The sequence below is a fragment of the Pseudomonas sp. TCU-HL1 genome (assembly GCF_001708505.1).
In the GTDB taxonomy this organism is placed as follows: Bacteria; Pseudomonadota; Gammaproteobacteria; order Pseudomonadales; family Pseudomonadaceae; genus Metapseudomonas.
Window position 1 is genome coordinate 3,489,076 of the sequence record NZ_CP015992.1, and the last position, 17,400, is coordinate 3,506,475.

Annotated in this window: 26 protein-coding genes and 1 pseudogene; 18 read left to right on the top strand and 9 right to left on the bottom strand. The window is 57.6% G+C overall.

Annotated features, from left to right (window positions below; genetic code table 11):
- Nucleotide 1: 1 nt before the first annotated feature.
- From THL1_RS16215 to THL1_RS16250, 8 genes and pseudogenes are all read left to right on the top strand, one after another.
- Nucleotides 2-433: a phage tail protein gene (locus tag THL1_RS16215; RefSeq protein ID WP_069084193.1), complete on the top strand. Its 432-nt coding sequence runs from the start codon at nt 2-4 to the stop codon at nt 431-433.
- Entirely contained in the window at nt 430-1,437 is a 1,008-nt protein-coding gene (locus THL1_RS16220; RefSeq protein WP_069084194.1) for a phage late control D family protein, read from the top strand. The genes THL1_RS16215 and THL1_RS16220 overlap by 4 nt, the downstream gene beginning before the upstream one ends.
- Nucleotides 1,438-1,730: 293 nt before the next feature.
- Entirely contained in the window at nt 1,731-1,973 is a 243-nt protein-coding gene (locus tag THL1_RS16225; protein WP_069084195.1) for a hypothetical protein, read from the top strand.
- 201 nt (nt 1,974-2,174) lie between these two features.
- Entirely contained in the window at nt 2,175-2,333 is a 159-nt protein-coding gene (locus tag THL1_RS16230; RefSeq protein WP_145928312.1) for a type II toxin-antitoxin system MqsR family toxin, read from the top strand.
- Between the two features lie 78 nt (nt 2,334-2,411).
- Entirely contained in the window at nt 2,412-2,768 is a 357-nt protein-coding gene (tnpB, locus tag THL1_RS16235) for an IS66 family insertion sequence element accessory protein TnpB (RefSeq protein WP_003449170.1), read from the top strand.
- A 19-nt stretch (nt 2,769-2,787) separates the two neighbouring features.
- Nucleotides 2,788-4,287, top strand: a complete 1,500-nt coding sequence (gene tnpC, locus THL1_RS16240) for an IS66 family transposase (protein ID WP_083245827.1) — start codon at nt 2,788-2,790, stop codon at nt 4,285-4,287.
- A gap of 57 nt (nt 4,288-4,344) precedes the next feature.
- A pseudogene (locus THL1_RS16245) lies at nt 4,345-4,482 on the top strand (type II toxin-antitoxin system MqsR family toxin); the annotation flags it as partial.
- A 2-nt stretch (nt 4,483-4,484) separates the two neighbouring features.
- A complete protein-coding gene (locus THL1_RS16250) occupies nt 4,485-4,889 on the top strand; it encodes a type II TA system antitoxin MqsA family protein (protein ID WP_069084196.1) in 405 nt (134 codons plus the stop codon).
- Between the two features lie 176 nt (nt 4,890-5,065).
- On the opposite strand, the gene THL1_RS16255 is transcribed toward THL1_RS16250, so the two are convergent.
- From THL1_RS16255 to THL1_RS16280, 6 genes are all read right to left on the bottom strand, one after another.
- On the bottom strand, nt 5,066-5,974 hold the full coding sequence (locus THL1_RS16255; RefSeq protein ID WP_069084197.1) for a DUF2806 domain-containing protein: 909 nt from the start codon (nt 5,972-5,974) through the stop codon (nt 5,066-5,068).
- 47 nt (nt 5,975-6,021) lie between these two features.
- On the bottom strand, nt 6,022-6,510 hold the full coding sequence (locus tag THL1_RS16260; protein WP_083245908.1) for a GIY-YIG nuclease family protein: 489 nt from the start codon (nt 6,508-6,510) through the stop codon (nt 6,022-6,024).
- A gap of 51 nt (nt 6,511-6,561) precedes the next feature.
- On the bottom strand, nt 6,562-7,128 hold the full coding sequence (locus THL1_RS29725) for a hypothetical protein (RefSeq protein WP_145928313.1): 567 nt from the start codon (nt 7,126-7,128) through the stop codon (nt 6,562-6,564).
- Nucleotides 7,125-8,054, bottom strand: coding sequence for a hypothetical protein (locus THL1_RS16270; RefSeq protein WP_069084200.1), 930 nt, complete (start codon nt 8,052-8,054; stop codon nt 7,125-7,127). The genes THL1_RS29725 and THL1_RS16270 overlap by 4 nt, the downstream gene beginning before the upstream one ends.
- 42 nt (nt 8,055-8,096) lie before the next feature.
- Nucleotides 8,097-8,498 carry a hypothetical protein gene (locus tag THL1_RS16275; protein ID WP_069084201.1) on the bottom strand — a complete coding sequence of 134 codons (402 nt, stop codon included), beginning with the start codon at nt 8,496-8,498 and terminating at the stop codon, nt 8,097-8,099.
- A gap of 67 nt (nt 8,499-8,565) precedes the next feature.
- Nucleotides 8,566-8,931, bottom strand: a complete 366-nt coding sequence (locus tag THL1_RS16280; protein WP_069084202.1) for a helix-turn-helix domain-containing protein — start codon at nt 8,929-8,931, stop codon at nt 8,566-8,568.
- A gap of 84 nt (nt 8,932-9,015) precedes the next feature.
- On the opposite strand from THL1_RS16280, the gene THL1_RS16285 reads away from it, so the two are divergent.
- The 9 genes from THL1_RS16285 (at nt 9,016) to THL1_RS16325 (ending at nt 14,038) form a co-directional block, all read left to right on the top strand.
- A complete protein-coding gene (locus THL1_RS16285) occupies nt 9,016-9,255 on the top strand; it encodes a DNA-binding protein (protein WP_069084203.1) in 240 nt (79 codons plus the stop codon).
- Nucleotides 9,256-9,267: 12 nt separating this feature from the next.
- Entirely contained in the window at nt 9,268-9,456 is a 189-nt protein-coding gene (locus THL1_RS16290) for a hypothetical protein (protein ID WP_069084204.1), read from the top strand.
- A gap of 28 nt (nt 9,457-9,484) precedes the next feature.
- Nucleotides 9,485-9,667, top strand: a complete 183-nt coding sequence (locus THL1_RS16295) for a hypothetical protein (RefSeq protein ID WP_069084205.1) — start codon at nt 9,485-9,487, stop codon at nt 9,665-9,667.
- Nucleotides 9,668-9,718: 51 nt separating this feature from the next.
- A complete protein-coding gene (locus tag THL1_RS16300) occupies nt 9,719-9,988 on the top strand; it encodes a hypothetical protein (RefSeq protein ID WP_069084206.1) in 270 nt (89 codons plus the stop codon).
- A gap of 4 nt (nt 9,989-9,992) precedes the next feature.
- Entirely contained in the window at nt 9,993-10,280 is a 288-nt protein-coding gene (locus tag THL1_RS16305; protein ID WP_069084207.1) for an ogr/Delta-like zinc finger family protein, read from the top strand.
- Nucleotides 10,281-10,282: 2 nt separating this feature from the next.
- Nucleotides 10,283-10,645, top strand: coding sequence for a hypothetical protein (locus tag THL1_RS16310; RefSeq protein ID WP_069084208.1), 363 nt, complete (start codon nt 10,283-10,285; stop codon nt 10,643-10,645).
- Between the two features lie 63 nt (nt 10,646-10,708).
- Nucleotides 10,709-10,951 carry a hypothetical protein gene (locus THL1_RS16315; protein ID WP_069084209.1) on the top strand — a complete coding sequence of 81 codons (243 nt, stop codon included), beginning with the start codon at nt 10,709-10,711 and terminating at the stop codon, nt 10,949-10,951.
- Nucleotides 10,948-13,746, top strand: a complete 2,799-nt coding sequence (locus THL1_RS16320) for a toprim domain-containing protein (protein ID WP_069084210.1) — start codon at nt 10,948-10,950, stop codon at nt 13,744-13,746. The genes THL1_RS16315 and THL1_RS16320 overlap by 4 nt, the downstream gene beginning before the upstream one ends.
- 19 nt (nt 13,747-13,765) lie before the next feature.
- On the top strand, nt 13,766-14,038 hold the full coding sequence (locus THL1_RS16325; protein WP_069084211.1) for a pyocin activator PrtN family protein: 273 nt from the start codon (nt 13,766-13,768) through the stop codon (nt 14,036-14,038).
- Here the strand turns inward: THL1_RS16325 and THL1_RS16330 are convergent.
- The gene (locus tag THL1_RS16330) at nt 14,031-14,657 is read right to left on the bottom strand and encodes a DUF6988 family protein (protein WP_069084212.1); all 627 of its coding nucleotides are present in this window, start codon (nt 14,655-14,657) and stop codon (nt 14,031-14,033) included. The two genes, THL1_RS16325 and THL1_RS16330, sit on opposite strands and share 8 nt — an antisense overlap.
- Before the next feature lie 41 nt (nt 14,658-14,698).
- Nucleotides 14,699-15,820 carry a site-specific integrase gene (locus tag THL1_RS16335; protein WP_069084213.1) on the bottom strand — a complete coding sequence of 374 codons (1,122 nt, stop codon included), beginning with the start codon at nt 15,818-15,820 and terminating at the stop codon, nt 14,699-14,701.
- A gap of 107 nt (nt 15,821-15,927) precedes the next feature.
- Between THL1_RS16335 and dusA the strand changes: the two genes are divergently transcribed.
- A complete protein-coding gene (gene dusA, locus THL1_RS16340) occupies nt 15,928-16,938 on the top strand; it encodes a tRNA dihydrouridine(20/20a) synthase DusA (RefSeq protein ID WP_083245909.1) in 1,011 nt (336 codons plus the stop codon).
- On the opposite strand, the gene THL1_RS16345 is transcribed toward dusA, so the two are convergent.
- Entirely contained in the window at nt 16,908-17,294 is a 387-nt protein-coding gene (locus THL1_RS16345; RefSeq protein ID WP_145928314.1) for a hypothetical protein, read from the bottom strand. The genes dusA and THL1_RS16345 overlap by 31 nt on opposite strands.
- Nucleotides 17,295-17,400: the final 106 nt, after the last annotated feature.

A 17,400-nucleotide genomic window follows, 5' to 3' on the forward strand; every position in this document is an offset into this window, starting at 1 on the left:
CATGATGATGGCCTTAGGGATGTTCGTATTCGGCCTGCCCACCCTCGCCTACCAGGAACTCCAGCGCCAGACCGACTGGCGCCACCCCAGCACATCCCGCGTGGGCGCCCCGCCGGCGCGGCAATTCCTTGGCCGGGGCGATGACCAGATCACCCTGCCCGGCGTGCTGGTACCAGAACTCTGCGGCGCCCTGCTCAGCCTCGACACCCTGCGCGTGATGGCCGACACGGGCAAAGCCTGGCCCCTGGTGGAAGGCACCGGCCGCATCTACGGCCTCTGGGTGATCGAAAGCCTCAGCGAAACCCGCACCCTCTTCTTCCAAGACGGCGCCGCCCGCCGCATCGAATTCAGCCTGCACCTGCAGCGAGTCGACGAAAGCCGCATCGACCTGCTCGGCAGCGCCCTGGAAACCCTCGGGAACATCCTGCGATGAACTACCCCAAGCCCATCTACCGCCTCACCGTGAACGGCCGCGACATCACGGCCGACATCACCGCCCGCCTGATCAGCCTCACCCTCACCGACAACCGCGGCCCCGAGGCGGACCAGCTCGACATCGAGCTCAGCGACCACGACGGCCTCCTCGCCATTCCCCCACGCGGCGCCACCCTGCAGGTCTGGCTCGGCTGGAGCGACACCGGGCTGGTGGACAAAGGAACCTTCACCGTCGACGAAACCGAACACAGCGGCCCGCCCGACATGCTCAGCATCCGCGCCCGCAGCGCAGACATGCGCGGCCCCCTCGTCAAAAAGCGCGAACGCAGCTGGCACGACACCACCCTCGGCGACATCCTCCGCACCCTCGCCCAGGAACACGACCTGGAGCCCGCCATCAGCCCTCAGCTCGAAGCCATCGAAGTCCCCCATCTGGACCAGACCGACGAGAGCGACCTCAACCTCATCACCCGCCTCGGCCAGGAGCACGACGCCGTGGCCACCATCAAACACGGTCGCCTGCTGTTCATGGCGATCGGCCAGGGCGAATCCGCCAGCGGAAAGGAACTCCCCATCGTCACCATCACCCGCGCCGAAGGCGATCAGCACCGTTTCCTGCAGGCCGATCGGGACGTGTACAGCGGCGTGCGGGCGTACTACTACGACGTGAATGGGTCAGAACGGATGGAGGCGATTGTCGGAGACGAAGAGAACGCCAAGGTCCTGCGACACACCTACGCCAATCGATCCAGCGCCCTATGCGCCGCCCGCGCCGAATGGGGTCGCATCCAGCGCGGCAGCAGCACCCTGAGCCTCAACCTGGCACGAGGCAGGCCAGACCTGAGCCCGGAGTGGCGTTACCAGGTGCAGGGGTTCAAGGCGCAGATTGGCAATGGAGAGTGGTTGGCAGAGCGAGTAGTGCATCAGCTTCAAGTGACAGGGGTTCGGACTTCACTTGAGCTTCAGTGGGTAAAAAGCAAGGAACAAAAAGGGGGCGCTTAGCGAAGATCCAACTCAGCGGGTGAAAGCGAAACAATTTTCCGCCGCACTAAACTGACATACCCAACCTATCAAAGCACTACTTTAATAGCCAGATATTTTATAACTACAATTTATTGATTTATATAGCTATTTTTTATCACCGAAGAGGCAAGCGCCAAACATGATATTCAAGCAAAAAAATAATTGGTAAGATTTAAATCCCCCTGAGAATTTGACCACAACTCCGTCAAGAGCCCAGGTCTATTTTCAGAAGAGGGATAAACCCCACCGCAATATAACAGGCAGACATTATCATGACTGACCTTAAAAACGAATATCGCATCAAAGAACTCGAACGCAAGGTTAGCGGTCTTCAGATCCAAGTCGAGGTCTTGCACGCGCTTCATGACGCAGACACCAGGAAGCGGGATCGTCAGATTCGCGATCTCAAAATCAACGCAGCAGTAAACCGCGGTATTCCCAGGAAAGAAGTTGCTCGGATCTACAAGCTGTCGCCCGGGCGCATCAGCCAACTCACCAGCAGACGAAGCGCCTAACGTGTCGAGCCATTTAGATGGCAGTTAGAAGTGGTAAATACCAAAGAAAGGGCAAAGAGAGGGGGCAGATCTATTTGCTGAAAGTAGATCTGTCCCGGTCACTGGCAATCCCTCCCCTTTTCTCCATGGAACGCATGAAGCGCATCATGTGCGCCAGCCGCACAGGTTGACGAAATTAACCTATTTGGTTATTTTTACCCCATGGAGAAGCGCACACCACACTTTAAGCTGGTACTGGTCAAGCAAGCCGCTGCGGAGCAGCGATACCGCTTCACACGAGTGGCCCTGGAAGGTGGCGCGGAACTGGGTCTGGACATCGACGGCATGCTCGCCATCATCCAGGCCCTCACCGCTCGGTAAGCGCTCCATGAACCCCACCTTCAACTGAACGATCCGCTTGCGGATGCTGGGCTCCCGTTTTCCCAGTGGAGCCCCGTCATGATGCGTCCGGACGCCAAGGTCAAAGCCGTCTACCTCTATCCGAAACCCGTCGACTTCCGGAAGTCCATTGATGGTCTGGCGGCCTTGGTGGAGCTGGATATCAAGGTGGCCGTGTTCGACCCGGTGTTGTTCGTCTTCCTCAACAAAACACGCAACCGGGTGAAGATCCTCTATTGGGAACGCAATGGCTTTTGCCTGTGGCTCAAGCGCCTGCAGGCCGAGCGTTTCAAGACCAAGCCTGATGCTGAAGAGCCCATCGTGTTGACGGTGCGGGAACTGAATCAGTTGCTGGCAGGATTCGACCTCTGGGGGAACCAGCCACACAAGGTGCTGACCCCGCGTTTTGTGAGCTGAGTCGGTATAATCCGGCGCCATGAAATCTGGCGCAGACTCCCTTCCCGACGATCCCGTCCTGCTCAAGGCCTTGGTTCTGCAATTGCAGGAACAGGTTGCTCTGCTGCGCCACAAACTGTTCTCGCCAAAGTCCGAGCGTAGCCCCGAGGATGCCGACTCCCCTCAGTTGGCCATGTTCAACGAGGCTGAGGAGTTGCTCGAAGAACCTGCTGGCGGATCGGGTGAAGCCGAAGAAGTCGTCGCCCCAGTGAAGCGACGTGGCAAGCGCAAGCCCCTCCCGGCTGACTTGCCGCGCGTTGAAATCATCCATGAACTGCCCGAGCACGAGTTGACCTGTGCCTGCGGCGCCTGCAAGCAGGTGATCGGCGAGGAGACCAGCGAGCAATTGGAGATCATCCCGATGCAGGTACGGGTGATCCGCCATATCCGCAAAACCTACGCCTGCAAAGCCTGCGAAAGCGCTCCGGTCACGGCCGACAAGCCGGCCCAACTGATCGAGAAAAGTGTGGCCAGCCCTAGCGTGCTGGCCATGCTGCTGACCACCAAGTACGCCGATGGCATCCCGCTGTATCGCTTCGAGAGGATGCTCAGCCGCCACGGCCTCGACATCCCCCGCCAGACCCTGGCGCGCTGGGTGATCCAGTCTGGCGAGCAGTTGCAGCCCCTGCTCAACCTCATGCGCGACCAGTTGCTGGGCTACCCGGTGTTGCACTGCGACGAAACCCGGCTGCAGGTACTGCACGAACCCGGGCGCGATCCCACCGCGCAGTCCTGGATGTGGGTACAGAGCGGCGGCCCGCCGGAGAAACCCGTCGTCCTCTTCGACTACAGCACCAGCCGCGCGCAGGAGGTGCCGTTGCGCCTGCTCGCCGGCTATCGCGGCTACCTGATGACCGACGACTATGCCGGCTACAACGCCGTGGCCGCGCAAGACGGCATCGAGCGCCTGGCCTGCTGGGCTCACGCTCGACGCAAATTCATCGAGGCACAGACGGTGCAGCCCAAGGGCAAGATCGGGCGCGCCGACATGGCCTTGAACCTGATCAACCAGCTGTACGGCATCGAGCGCGATCACAAGGACAGCGGCAACCTGGAACGTCACGCCGCACGACAGCAGCGCAGCCGGCCCCTCCTGGAACAGCTCAAGGCCTGGCTGGACAAGACCCAGCCACAGGTCGCCGCGCAGAATGCCCTGGGCAAGGCGGTGAACTACCTGGCCAGCAACTGGAGCCGGCTCGTGCGCTATGTCGAAGGCGGGCATCTGCCCATCGACAACAACCGTGCCGAGAACGCCATCCGTCCTTTCGTGATCGGCCGCAAGAACTGGCTGTTCAGCGACACGCCCAAGGGCGCCACGGCCAGCGCGCAGCTCTACAGCCTGATCGAAACGGCCAAAGCCAACGGGCAAGAACCCTATGCCTGGCTGCGCCACGTCCTGGAGCGCCTGCCAACGGCCAACAGTGTCGAAGACTACGAAGCCCTGCTGCCGTGGAACTGCCCGCCGACTAGCACATCCTGATCGCGATACCCCGTCAAAGGAAGACGGGGTTTATGGAGCGGTTACACCGCTCGTGACTTCTACAAGAGCATGACCACCTACGCCGACCACACCATCTGGCAGGACGTTTACCGCCCCACCACCGAGGTCGGCCAGCTCTACCTCAAGTTCACCCTGGTGGAGGACCTTCTCATCGTGTCCTTCAAGGAGCTCTGACCATGAAATGCCCGGTATGCGGCCAGGCCGACCTGGTCCGCGACGTTCGCGACATGCCGTACATCTACAAGGGCGAGGCCACCCTCATCCCCAACGTAGAGGCGGACTGGTGCAACGCCTGCGGAGAGTCCCTCACAGGTCCGGCGGAATCCAAACGAGTCATGCTGGCAATGAACCTTGCCCGGCAGCAGGTCAACGCACGCGCCGGGCACCTGGAGCTGATCAGAGCAGTACGCAAGCAGCTCAAACTCACCCAGAAGCAGGCGGGCGAGATCTTCGGTGGCGGCCCCAATGCATTCAGTCGCTACGAGAAAGGCGATGTGGATGCGCCAACAGCGCTGGTGAAACTGTTCCAGTTGCTGCAGAAGCATCCCGAGTTGGGGGATGAGGTGAAGCGTACCGGTTGAATGGGTCAGAGCGTATGAAGGCCATTATCGGCGACTCAGATTGCGCAGCTCTCGCGACAAAACTCACCAACTGATCCAGCGCCCTGCAGGCGACCCGAGCCTGATCAAAAGGGCTTCACATCAGAATTTATCTGAACCCATTTCCCGCCCCAATTTGCAGCATTCATAGCTCTTCATTAAATATTTAGCACCAACCCAATATCTTCCTTTTTTAGCCATTTTTCATAGTAGCCAACAAACCCATCCTTCGGCCTAGCTGAACAAATATAAAAAAGTTCACGACCCACTTCTGTTAGGTTCACCTGACCGGTAGACAAAAGAATCTCGTCACGCCGCAATATTCCATCCTCAATCAGGGGATACCTTAAACTTAAGTTTTGATCAAAATAACTTAACGTATACAAAAAATCTTCTTGATAAAAATCATCCCGCACGACGTGCTTCGTAACATTAAGCGTATACCCAGTATCGGAGTATGTAACTAGCCCTATCGACTGAAGATGGATGGTCTCTCCAAAATTAACACCAGCATCACGATAGAACTTATCATTAACATCAAAAATCAACAGCTCAGGATTTCCGTCTATCAAAGCCACAAATTGACAAAAACGAGAAAACATCTCCGCATCTGAGTGATTCATAAGCGCCAAGGCACTTATAGTCCTTAGAGAAAAAGCACTATCCCCCTCAGCCTCCCTAGCAAGAATCTGCCCCCAAACCTTCTGCATATCCTTGTTCTTGATGAGTTCGCACTGCCTAAAAAAATAAGCCAGCCAAGTATCATCCAATTCTTCAGGAGTGGCGTCTGCAGACATTGTATCCAACGCAAACCCCGTAATACTCTCTATATTTTCTTGTTTGACGGTCTCCCTCTGTAGAAAGCTTGAAACAGCACGCTGCTCCAACTGAGAAAGCTGGCGCCTGCTGTTGAACTTAATTAAATCAGCATGTGCTTCAGCCGCCGCAAGCCTAACGATCCTCGTAGGCTCATATAGCACACCCACAGCATTTGAAATTTTCTCTATTAACCTTACTGCCGGCTCTGAGAGAGAGGAAATATCAGTCATAGACTTATTTTCACCCATAGCGCCCTCTTACTTACACACCCAATCCAACACTTTCCAAATCCCTTTCATGCAGCCCCTTTAAGCACCAGATTAATTCTCTCAAGAATTTCCGGACTAAGCCTCCCCTCAGTCAATCCGCCCAAGATTTTTTCAATTTCACCCAACTGAAAATCAGACTCCTTAAACGACCTAGGCGAGCGCCTGTATAAATCAACGATATTTAACATACCCAACAAAGCTGAATCAAAAAGATCATCAGTGCCATAAATCAATACATTTATATACGCCTGAGCCTCTGCACTCTTGATCTTAAAAAACTCTCGATCCTTAGCAACACGACAGAAGGCAAGACGCGTATGTATGCGCGACTCCCAAAGCAAAGGATCTTCGACCAACCATGAATCTTCCACAATAAATGGTAGAGGAATCGATGTATTAGATGACAGTTCTCCAGCCCTAATACTCACATTAGCCTTTCTAGTATGGCCAATCTTTACGATCCCCGGCATAGCTGGATTGGATAAAACATATACATGCCCAATATCCAGCTTCATAAACGAACCCCCAACCCCTTCAACCCACACACCAAGAATAATTGAATAAAATTAGCGCAAAGTAAGCAGGGAATGGAGTCTTTTCACAATCATCATAATCGTCAGCATCAAATTCAATGAGACAATAACAGCCGCTGGCGTCAACACATACTTAGCTACCATCAGCGCCCCAGAATTTTCATTCTGCATCCCCGCATTTGAAAAGCCATCAATTACCGAATGAAAGAAGCAAACCCCAATCAGCACCAGGGAACTTATTATCGAATAACTTATATTGAAGTATAGCTGCTCAAGGAATTTTTTCTTAGCTCCATACAGAGAGTCTCCCGCCATTTTTCGCTCTTTGTATAGAACTTCCTTATCGTCCAACTTGCTCTCTTGGTCATAAACAAGCACCAAAACCGACAAAAGCAATGCGGTAAATATTGCACCAAAGTTAACAAGAAGCGACGATACATCTTTATTAAGATTAAACCCAACACCTACACCTGCAATGGCGAACGCTACAGGCACAACAATAAAAGTAAAGACATCAGCCCAAGACCACGAACCATCAACATTTGATAAAGTATTTAGATGGCCGCCCAAAATTGAGAGTATATTTACTTTAGAGCTCATGGCTTGATACCCATTCCAGGATATATAGACTCCACAAACTCTCTCAAAAGAGAACCACACCATTTGTGCAGACTATCGGGATCAGGATTTCCTGCAACTACCGGAACCTCTGACTCATCAAGCTCAATCTCACACACTTGCTGGTTCGGATTGGCACCAATACGAAAAGTTCTCTTTTTACCACCAAGTTCGACGACCGTTTTAATTTCTGCACAAAGCGGGGAAAGCATTTCAATCGCCTCTCTTTGCTTAGTCCCCGCAGTGTAATAATCAGATAACTGCCCGAGCTTATTTTTGCGCGTAGACTTAATAATCAACTCTTGCTCACTGTGACCAAGATTGGCAATCTGATCCTCGTAATTCGCCATACCTTTAAATCTTACGAGCTTTATCTCTTTAGCTGCCGCTTTCTCCCACTCACTATATGCCTTTCCATAAGCCAAAGGATTCATCTGCAGGACACGACCCGTAACCCTACCAAACTCCGCACCCAAAATAGAATACAACAGAGTTTTAACTCCAACATTCTTATAATTATGAAGCAAAGCTACGCCTTCATTCAAATCCTTCGGAACATAAAACCTAACATAATGATTTATCATTTCCGCATTATCTTGCGCCTTCTTGAAGTCAATTTTCCCCGTTTTAATATTTATGATATCAGTCTTTGTACCGTACGCCCCAGCCTGCAAATATCCAGCAAACTGACGCCGCTCGTCATTGAACTTAAATCCATGAAAACAATATATTTGATTTGAGCCCGGCACGATTTGATACTTTTTCATCTTAGGCTCCAAATAGTCCTTAAGAATTTTATATGCATCAAACTGCCCTATTTTCCCAAGCGGAGAGTAATTATCCTCAACCTTTTTCTTACCAGCAGCCGGATTAAAGCAGCGAATAGTGTACGGCGAAATAGAGTTCATTTTATACCCTAAAATATCAATGCATCCATGACGACTAAGTTGCTAGCGCCTCCCCAGCAACCTATAGTCATCGTTAAACATATGAAACCCAAATATCAGCATCGCCACAGGCCAAAGCAGGTTATGCACTTCACCTTTAGCGAGACCAGTTAGCGGGATAAATCCGATTGTCAAAGATACGAGCCCCATCCAAAACCGGAGGGATTGGATGTACACGGAGAGATGTATAGAAAGAAGATCAACGGCCTGAACCACTCCAGAAATTACAAAAACCTGAAGAACGAACAGGAGAGCGAAAGCTGGCCAGTAAAACCAATACCCTTTTGGCGAAATGAATTCTAGAAACGGCACGCCAAAAGATGCATACCACGCAGCAGCAAAGAGTGGCATCACCAATAAATTGGTATGCCGCTTAAGAACTTCGACAGCAGGCGCTGCGAACATGGCTCCCTCCCCTATTCATCCAATGAAACGCCGACCTACCTGGTCGGCGAACGCAAAACTGCAGCGATCAGTTGCCGCTGACTTTGTTCAACTTGTTGCTCTGGATCGATTCCGCCAGCGCAGAAGTAAGCCGGCGCACCGATGCTTGATCTTCGTCAGCAAGAGCCCGGTAGTTCTCCAGAATCTTTTCCTCAGCGACGCTGATCCCTTCGGCCGGCCTGGGTGATCTAACCCCAGTCATCACGTACATCACGTCCACACCCAGCAGCAGTGCTTGGCTGAGGTATCCAGCCTTGGGTTCGTTCTTCCCCGCTTCGTAGCTCGCCTGGGTGCGCTTAGCCACACCTAGTTGCGCAGCGAACACTTCCTGCGTGTAGCCGAGAAAAACTCGCTGCTCCTGTAGGCGTTTTCCGATTTCCTTAGATAGGTGCATTTTTCGACACCGATCCATTTACAGATGCCATTTTTGTCACCAGATTAACGTCGCAAATCACGCGAAATCACACGGTTTTGAACTATGCATGCCACCTACGCACCCGAGCAAGCGTGCAAAGCGGCGCGCGAGCGGTTGGAACGTCAGGGCCTCTCCTATAAGGACTTCGCCCTGCAGAACGGGCTTCACCCTTCAACCGTTTACGCAGTGCTCAACGGCCAGAAGAAATGCCTTCGCGGCGAAGCGCACCGCGCCGCCGTCCTGCTCGGCATCAAGGAAGGCGAAAGAGCCTCCCCCTCCTCGCCCACACCGGCCAACCAGTAAGGGACGACTGCCATGTATCCAGACCCTCGCCGCGTTCGTGACAACCGGGTTGTGCTGCGCTTCGACGACTACGAGCACGACCTGATCAAGGCGCTGGCCAACTACAAGGGCGAGCAGCTCGCCACCCTGCTGCGCGAGATGGTGATGCGCGAAGCCACAGCCGTGCTGGACAGCGCCAGCATCCCCCAGGCCCGCGCCTGAAAGCAGGCCCACACGAGCAGCCGAAGAGATGCCAGACCAAACCCTCACCTTCACCCCTGATCAACTGGAGCTCCTGGAACAGGTTCGCCAGCAGCAGGGGCTGGAGAGCATTCAGCAGGTGGCCGAGTGGCTGGCCAAGCAGGCATTGCGCAAGCACGCCGATCGAGCACCAGGGCGCGGCCGAACGCTGGTCCTGGTGCAACAGAAGTAACCAGGGGCCGATTGGAGGCTTCGCGTTTCAACCATCCATAGGGAGTGTTTCATGGACGCACATCACAACCCGATCCCGCACCAAGGGAACGACATCCGGATCGAGATCTGCGGCGGTATGGGCATGGCACAAGACACGATGCTGCTACTCATCGCCCATTGCCTCAACCAGGCAGGATTCGACACTCAGTGCGTCGACAACGGGGTCGCGATGGACCTGCCGCCCGAGTTTGTCGCCCGTTGGGGTAAAGACCTGCTGATGCGCAATCCACTGCGCGAGCCGGTCACACTCGCAATTCGTAGCGACGCAGTGGCCGGCTGAATCAATGAGCACCTACAAGCTCGTATGCCCGCACTGCCAAAGCCGTATGCGCATTCGCACCAGCGAAGGCACGCACATTTTCCTGCGCATCGCCTATTTGCAGTGCTGCAACGAGGCCTGCGGCTGGAGCGTGCGGGCGCAGTTTGAAATGACCCACGAGCTTAGCCCCAGCGGCATGGCCAACCCGGCCGTGCAGCTGCCCCTGGCAGACAGGGCCTTGCGCCGCGCCGCAATGACGTCCGCCACCCCAACCAACCAGCTGGATCTGTTGGACACCCTGATGGAGGCCTAGCCATGAGTATGGAAACCCGCGATTACAGCACCACGATGCAAGCTGCCGCCCTCGCCTACCTGCGCCGGCACAAGGAGCAGTACCTGAGCGATGCGGACCTGCTGTACGAGAGTTGCGTGCGCCACCTGAGCACCGCCCTCGAGGTGCCGTTGTTCCTCGCGCAGAAGGTCAGCCAGTTGGCCTGGAACGAGTTGCTTAGCCGGCAGGAGCCGCTCTGGCTGGGCATCGACTGGGTTGTCGAGCCCGATGCCACAGTGGCCTACCTGATCGACTACCGGAACAACCTGCGCTTCCCCATCCCGCTCCGCCTCCTGCCCCAGCGCCTGCTGGACCAACGCCCCGTCACTCTCACCCACCACCCCTGAGCAAATTCCGCCCGCCCATTGCCATGGGTTTGGGTGAGCTACGCCCAGCGCAAGGAGATCCGCATGACCCGCACCGTCAATCTGCACCTGGAGTTCACGCCCAAGCAGGTCCGCGCTTATCACCGCTTCCTGGTGGCTCAGTACGAGCATTCGATACAGCTGCAGTGGTTCGCTGACCGCTACCGCACGGTGCCGGCGGAGATTCGCACCCGCCGCATCCTGGACGACTACCCGGCCCTGGCCGCCCTCTCCCGCACGCTGCAGGCAGCACGAGAGGCGGTACGCAATCTGGAACTGCAACGATGAGGGATGCACTGCGCGGCGAGCTCCTGCAGCGCCTGCAGGCGGATTACGGGCTGCAGGAGGTCAAGGGCACGCTGTACCTGCGCAAGGGCACCTGCCCGGCCTGTGGGCAGCGGGAGCTGTATTGCCGGTCTGACTCGCCCTGGACGGTTCACTGCGGCCGCGAGAGCAAGTGCGGCCAGCAGTGGCATGTGAAGGAGCTGTACGAGGACCTGTTCGACGACTGGAGCGACCGGGTACCGGCAACGGACCAGCAGCCCACCGCCACCGCCCGCGCCTACCTGGAGTTCGCCCGGGGCTTTCACCTGGAGCTGATCGAGGGCTGGTTCAGCCAGGAGCAGTTCTGGCACCGCGAGCTGGGCGAAGGCTCGGCCACAGTGCGGTTCGCCCTGGAGAAAGGCGGCTACTGGGAACGGCTGATCGACCGGCCCCATCGCTTCGGCAAGCAGAAGGCCCGCTTCAAGCCCGGAGAAAGCTACAAGGGCGTGTGGTGGTGCCCGCCCTGCGTGGATCTGTTCGAGGTGAAGGAGCTCTGGATTGTCGAGGGTATTTTCGACGCCATCGCCCTGCTCCACCACGGCATCGCAGCGGTGGCGGCGCTCTCGTCCAATGCCTACCCGGAAGAGTCGCTCAAGGCCCTGGCACGCAACCGCGGCGGCAAGCTGCCGAAGCTGGTGTGGGCGCTGGACAACGAGCCCGGGGCGCACCGCTACACGAAGAAGTGGGTGCAGCAGTCGCGGGATCTGGGCTATGCCTGCGAGGCGGCGCAGATTCCGCAGCCCGACAGCCGCAAGCTGGACTGGAATGACCTGCACCAGCGCTGGAGCTTCGTGAGCGACGACGACAAGCGCGCCGAACTGCGCCACCGTGCCCTCGAGGAGGCCCGTCACTTCGGCGCCCTGTTGTTGGCCGAAACGGCTTCGGAAAAGGCGCTGCTGATGTACGAATGGCGGGAGCGGCAGGAGTTCCACTTTGGCTTCGGGCAGCGCCTGTACTGGTTCAAGCTGGACCTGGAGAAGTTCAACAAGGCGGTCCAGGCGCTGGAGAGCAGCGACCACCACGACGACCAGCTCCTCAACAATCGCCAGATGCGCGAGAAGGCACTGCGCCAATCCGGCTGCGTGACCGAGATCGCCAACTGCTACCCGGAAGCGCTGTATTTCCAGCGCAACGAGATCACCGACGAGTCCTGGTACTACTTCCGGGTGGACTTCCCCCATGACGGCCCAAGCGTGAAGAACACCTTCACCGGCGCCCAGGTGGCAGCGGCCAGTGAGTTCAAGAAACGCCTGCTGAGCATGGCCGCCGGCGCCGTATTCACCGGCAGCGGCCAGCAGCTGGACAAGATCATGAAGGACCAGCTCTACGGCCTGAAAACCGTGGAGACCATCGACTACGTGGGCTACAGCAAGGAGCACGGCTGCTACGTGTTTGGCGACGTGGCCGTGCGCAATGGCGTGGTGAACCAAGTGAACGCGGAGGACTTCTTCGAGTTCGGAAAGCTGCGCCTGAAAAGCCTGCAAAAGTCCATCGTCATCCGCCCGGAGCGGGACTCGAAACGCTACGACGATACTTGGCTGCGCCTGCTCTGGACCTGCTTCGGCGCTCAGGGCGTGGTTGCGCTGACGTTCTTCTTTGCTTCGCTGTTCGCCGAGCAGATCCGCGAGCGCTGGCAGTCTTTCCCCTTCCTGGAGGTGACGGGCGAGGCCGGCGCGGGCAAGACCACCCTGCTTACCTTCCTCTGGAAGCTGCTCGGCCGCGCTGGCTACGAGGGCTTCGACCCGTCCAAATCTTCCACGGCAGGCCGCTCGCGCCTGATGGGCCAGGTGGCGGGGATGCCGGTGGTGCTGATCGAGGGCGACCGCAACGAACCGGACCGAGCCCACCAGAAGTCGTTCGACTTCGACGAGCTGAAGGACTTCTTCGGCGGCGGTACGCTGCGCACCCGAGGCATGAAGACTTCCGGCAACGAAACCTATGAGCCGCCTTTTCGCGGCACCATCGTCATCAGCCAGAACGCCGCCGTCAGTGCCTCCGAGGCGATTCTTACCCGTATCGCCAAACTGCATTTCCAGCGGTTCACAGCCACCACTGAAAGCCGCGAGGCCGCCGACAACCTCAACGCCCTGGACGGGGCCCGCCTGAGCCATTTCCTGCTGCATGCGGTGAAGCAGGAAGCGGCCGTATTGAATCGCCTTGCCGAACGCATTCCCGAGCACGAAGCGCGGCTGCGCCGCTTGCATACCCATTGCGTGGTCTGTGGTGAGCCATATTCAAGCAGCGACGATCAAGCTGCCTGTAGCCACTGCGGCAACACGCTGCGCGGGCAGATCCGCGTGGAGCGGATCATCAAGAACCACGCGCAGTTGCTGGCTGCCCTGGACTGCTTACGCCTCGTGGTGCAGCTCAGCGACCACCATGTGAGCGACACCCAACGCTGCATAGTGCAGATGGCCTTGGAGCGTCAGGCTGCCATCAGCGCTGATCACCCGGCCGTGGCCGAGTTCTGGGAGGTGTTCGAGTACCTGGAGTCCCTGGACGACGGCCCAGTGGTGAACCACAGCAAGAACCCGGACCTGATCGCCATCAACCTCAACGAATTCGTCCAGCGCGCCAGCGAACACCGCCAGCAGCTGGCCGACGTCGGCACCCTGCGCGACGTGCTGCGAAACAGCCAGTCGCACAAGTTCCTCGGCGCCAGCAAGGCGGTGGACAGCGCCGTGCGCAGCCACCATGCCTTGCGTAACCCGATGCTGGCGAGGCCGGGGACGGTGAAGTGCTGGATCTTCCGCGCGTGATTAAAAAATGGAGAACAACATGAACACGCTATTCCTGCTTATGGCGCAGTACGGCGCCACCGCCATCGTCCCGCTGGACCGATTATGCGCGGACTACTTCAGCCATCTCAGCCCGGAGAAGTTCCAGCGCAAGGTGCTGGCCGGGGAGATCGACCTGCCAATCGTACGATTGGAGGGCAGCCAGAAGACCGCGCGCGGGGTGCATGTGCGGGATCTGGCGGCATACCTGGATGCGCGGCACAAGAAGGCGGTGGTGGAGCAGGACAAGCTGATGGGACGAGCTATTAGGTAATCAGTATCGGGAGGCAATCTTTGAACTGATGCTGAATCTTGCTCATCGGTTTGGTGCAATTCTCATCCCCCGTGAGAATTGCCATCGTCATCCCTGCCATGGTCAACAAGCCATTTGAGTTTTGCACGGCCTGCATCGCCAATTGCTCAGGGAACCCGCCTACATGTCGATGGAGCGGGTGAATTCCGCAATGCACAAAAGAGTTGAGGGCCTTCCAGGAAATTTCCTTGAACTCATTGAGCATTCGAATCGCATCAGGATGAGCCTTGGCAGCCATCTGCTTGATCATTTCATCCACTGAAGGAAGGTTCTTGGCTGCCTGCTCACTATCCGGCGTAAGGGGTGCCGTGAGCTTTTCAACGACAGCGTCGCTAGCACCATAGAGCAGCCACATACCGCGAGTCAGGCTTTCAAATTGCAATCGGAGCAAGCTCGCGGCTGAAGTCTGGAGACCAATAGCCATCAGGGTGCGAATGCTCAGCGCGTGCTCCAAGGAAAGACTGCACATGCCGAAGCTCGTTAGAAAGCGCTCCCCAGGGTAAATCTCTGAATCGCCGATCAAGCCAAGAATCGATTGATGTAGCTCATCCGACCGACTTAAGAATTGCTCCAGAACCATAACGAACGTCCATTTTCGGCTACTAGCCCAACCCGCACGTTTTAATTGCCCCGCGCGCCAAGCACAACTGGCGTAGCAATAATTCGCTTCAGCCAAAGCCACGCGATATATGGGTCACCGCGCCCTCTAAGGTGGGTATACCGCCGCATCGAATTCCAGTCCCGGTGACCCGAAACACTCGCCACCCGTGGAATGTCCCAATCCATTTCGAACAACCGGCTCACGCCGTCATGGCGCAAGTCGTGGAAGTGGAGATCCCGGATCTCTAGGAACTGGCAGGCCCTGGTGAAAGACGCTGAGACGGATTCGGCGTTGTACGGGAAGATCTCCGGGCAGCTCCTGGGCATGCTCTGCAGGATCGCCCAAGCCTCATCCGGCAGGTGGCACCAGATGTCGTTGCCGATCTTCTGTCCCGGGTTCTTCATGTCCCGCACCAGCACCGCCTGGCGCTGCTCGTCCAGGTCGTCCCAGCGGATACGCGTGATCTCTTCCTGTCGACGGGTTGAGAAAATGGCGAACGCGATGAGCTTGGGCATGTTGATCGAGCTGGGCCGGCGGTGCTGCATCTCGAAGAAGTGCTCGAGGAGCTTGTCGAGCTCCTCCAGGGTGGGCCGGCGATCGCGCTCCTTGCTCTTGCTGATTAGCCCCAGCTTCTTCAGCACTTTCCGGGCATCGGGCATCGCGAACGGGTCGATCTCGTAGCCCCAGGCCGGCCGGGCAATGGAAAGCACGGCGCCAAGGTGGGACAGGTCATTGCCAATCGTCTGCGCCTGTACTCCACCCCCCTCCTTGCTGTGCCGCCACTGCGCGTATTCGACGAGCTTCTGGCTGGTGATGTCGACGTCCTGGAGGTCACCAATCCAGGAGCCGGCGATGGCCAACAGTGTCGCCCGCTTGGTCTTGCCCAGCGGGCGGACGTTCTCGAATTCCTCCAGGTACTGCCCGATCATCCGCCGAACCGTGGCCCCCTTGCGCTGGGCGCGCTCCAGGGCGCCCGGCGCCGCCAGCTCGGACTCTCGCCGCAACAACCAGGCGCGCGCCGTCTGCTTGAAATCGAAGGATTGGGTTTCCTGATAGACTATGCGCCCTTGCCGGCGCAGCCTGATTTGAGCGGTGTACTTCACCTCTCCGCTCTTGTTCTTCCGCCGCGTGATCGTGCCCATGCTTTCCTGCAGTGCTAAAACCCATGAACCCAGTGCTAAAAGTTAGCACTGGGTCTGCCGGGATAGCCGGAAAGGGGCCAAAACAGGTTCAAATCAGACGTTTCCGAATGACCGTTCTAAACGCTCCCCAGCCCCAAACCACGCGCCCTGCCCTGTCCCGCCGCTTCTCCGTGGCGCCGATGATGGATTGGACGGATAGACACTGCCGCTTCTTCCTGCGCCAGTTGTCGCAGCATGCCCTGCTCTATACCGAGATGGTGACCACCGGAGCGCTGCTGCACGGCGATCATGAGCGCTTCCTGCGTCACGATGAGGCGGAGCATCCGTTGGCATTGCAGCTGGGCGGCAGTGTGCCGGCAGACCTTGCAGCTTGCGCGAAGATGGCGCAGGAGGCCGGCTACGACGAGGTGAACCTGAACGTCGGCTGCCCCAGCGACCGGGTGCAGAACAACATGATTGGCGCCTGCCTGATGGGGCATCCGGCGCTGGTGGCCGATTGCGTCAAGGCGATGCTGGATGCGGTTGAGATTCCGGTGACGGTGAAGCACCGGATCGGTATCAACGGCCGGGACAGCTACGAGGAACTCTGCGACTTCGTCGGTCAGGTATGTGAAGCGGGCTGCCGCAGCTTCACCGTGCATGCGCGCATCGCTATCCTGGAAGGCCTTTCGCCCAAGGAGAACCGCGAGATCCCGCCCTTGCGCTATGACGTCGCAGCGCAGCTGAAGCGGGACTTTCCAGACCTGGAGATCGTTCTGAACGGCGGTATCAAGACACTCGACGAATGCCGCGAACACCTGAGCGTCTTCGATGGCGTGATGCTGGGCCGCGAGGCCTACCACAACCCCTACCTTCTCGCTGAAGTGGACGCCGCGCTGTTCGGTGGTGACGCACCGCCGATCAGCCGCGCGGAAGCCCTGGAGGCCATGCGCCCCTATATCGAGCGTCACATTCAGGAAGGCGGCGTGATGCATCACATCACCCGCCACGTGCTCGGCCTTGCCCAGGGTTTCCCTGGCGCCAGGCGCTTCCGCCAGTTGCTGTCGGTCGACGTCCACAAGACCGCCGACCCGCTGGCGCTGCTGGATCAGGCTGCCGAGCTGCTACGCGGCCGTTGAGCGGATATCTTCGCCTCCCAGGCCGGCGCCAGGCGATAGCGCCCGCCGCCCTGGGCTTCAACCAGGCCGCTCTCCACCATTCGCCCAAGTACCTGCCTCACACTGACCAGGGACAGCGGCTCCCCTGCCTCCACCAGGCGCTCGTGCAGCACGCGGCCGGCAATGTCATGGCCCTCGAATGAAGCCAGGCAGAGGATTTCCAGCACCTTGAGTCGCGGCATGCTGGTCTTCAGCCCCGCGTCCTGCAACATCAGCCGCAGCTGGTGGTGCTCCACACTTTGAGGATTGTCCTTGACCATCAGGCCGACGGGCTGCGGGACGACCCGTTTGGCCCCGGAAAGGGAATGTGTGCGCATCGAGGTCTCCTTGTTGTGCAATGGCTTGCGTGGCGCAAGGCTTCCAGCCGGATTTCCTGCCGGCCTGTTTCCCCGAATTTATCGGGCTCTCATAGAAGAAGACGAA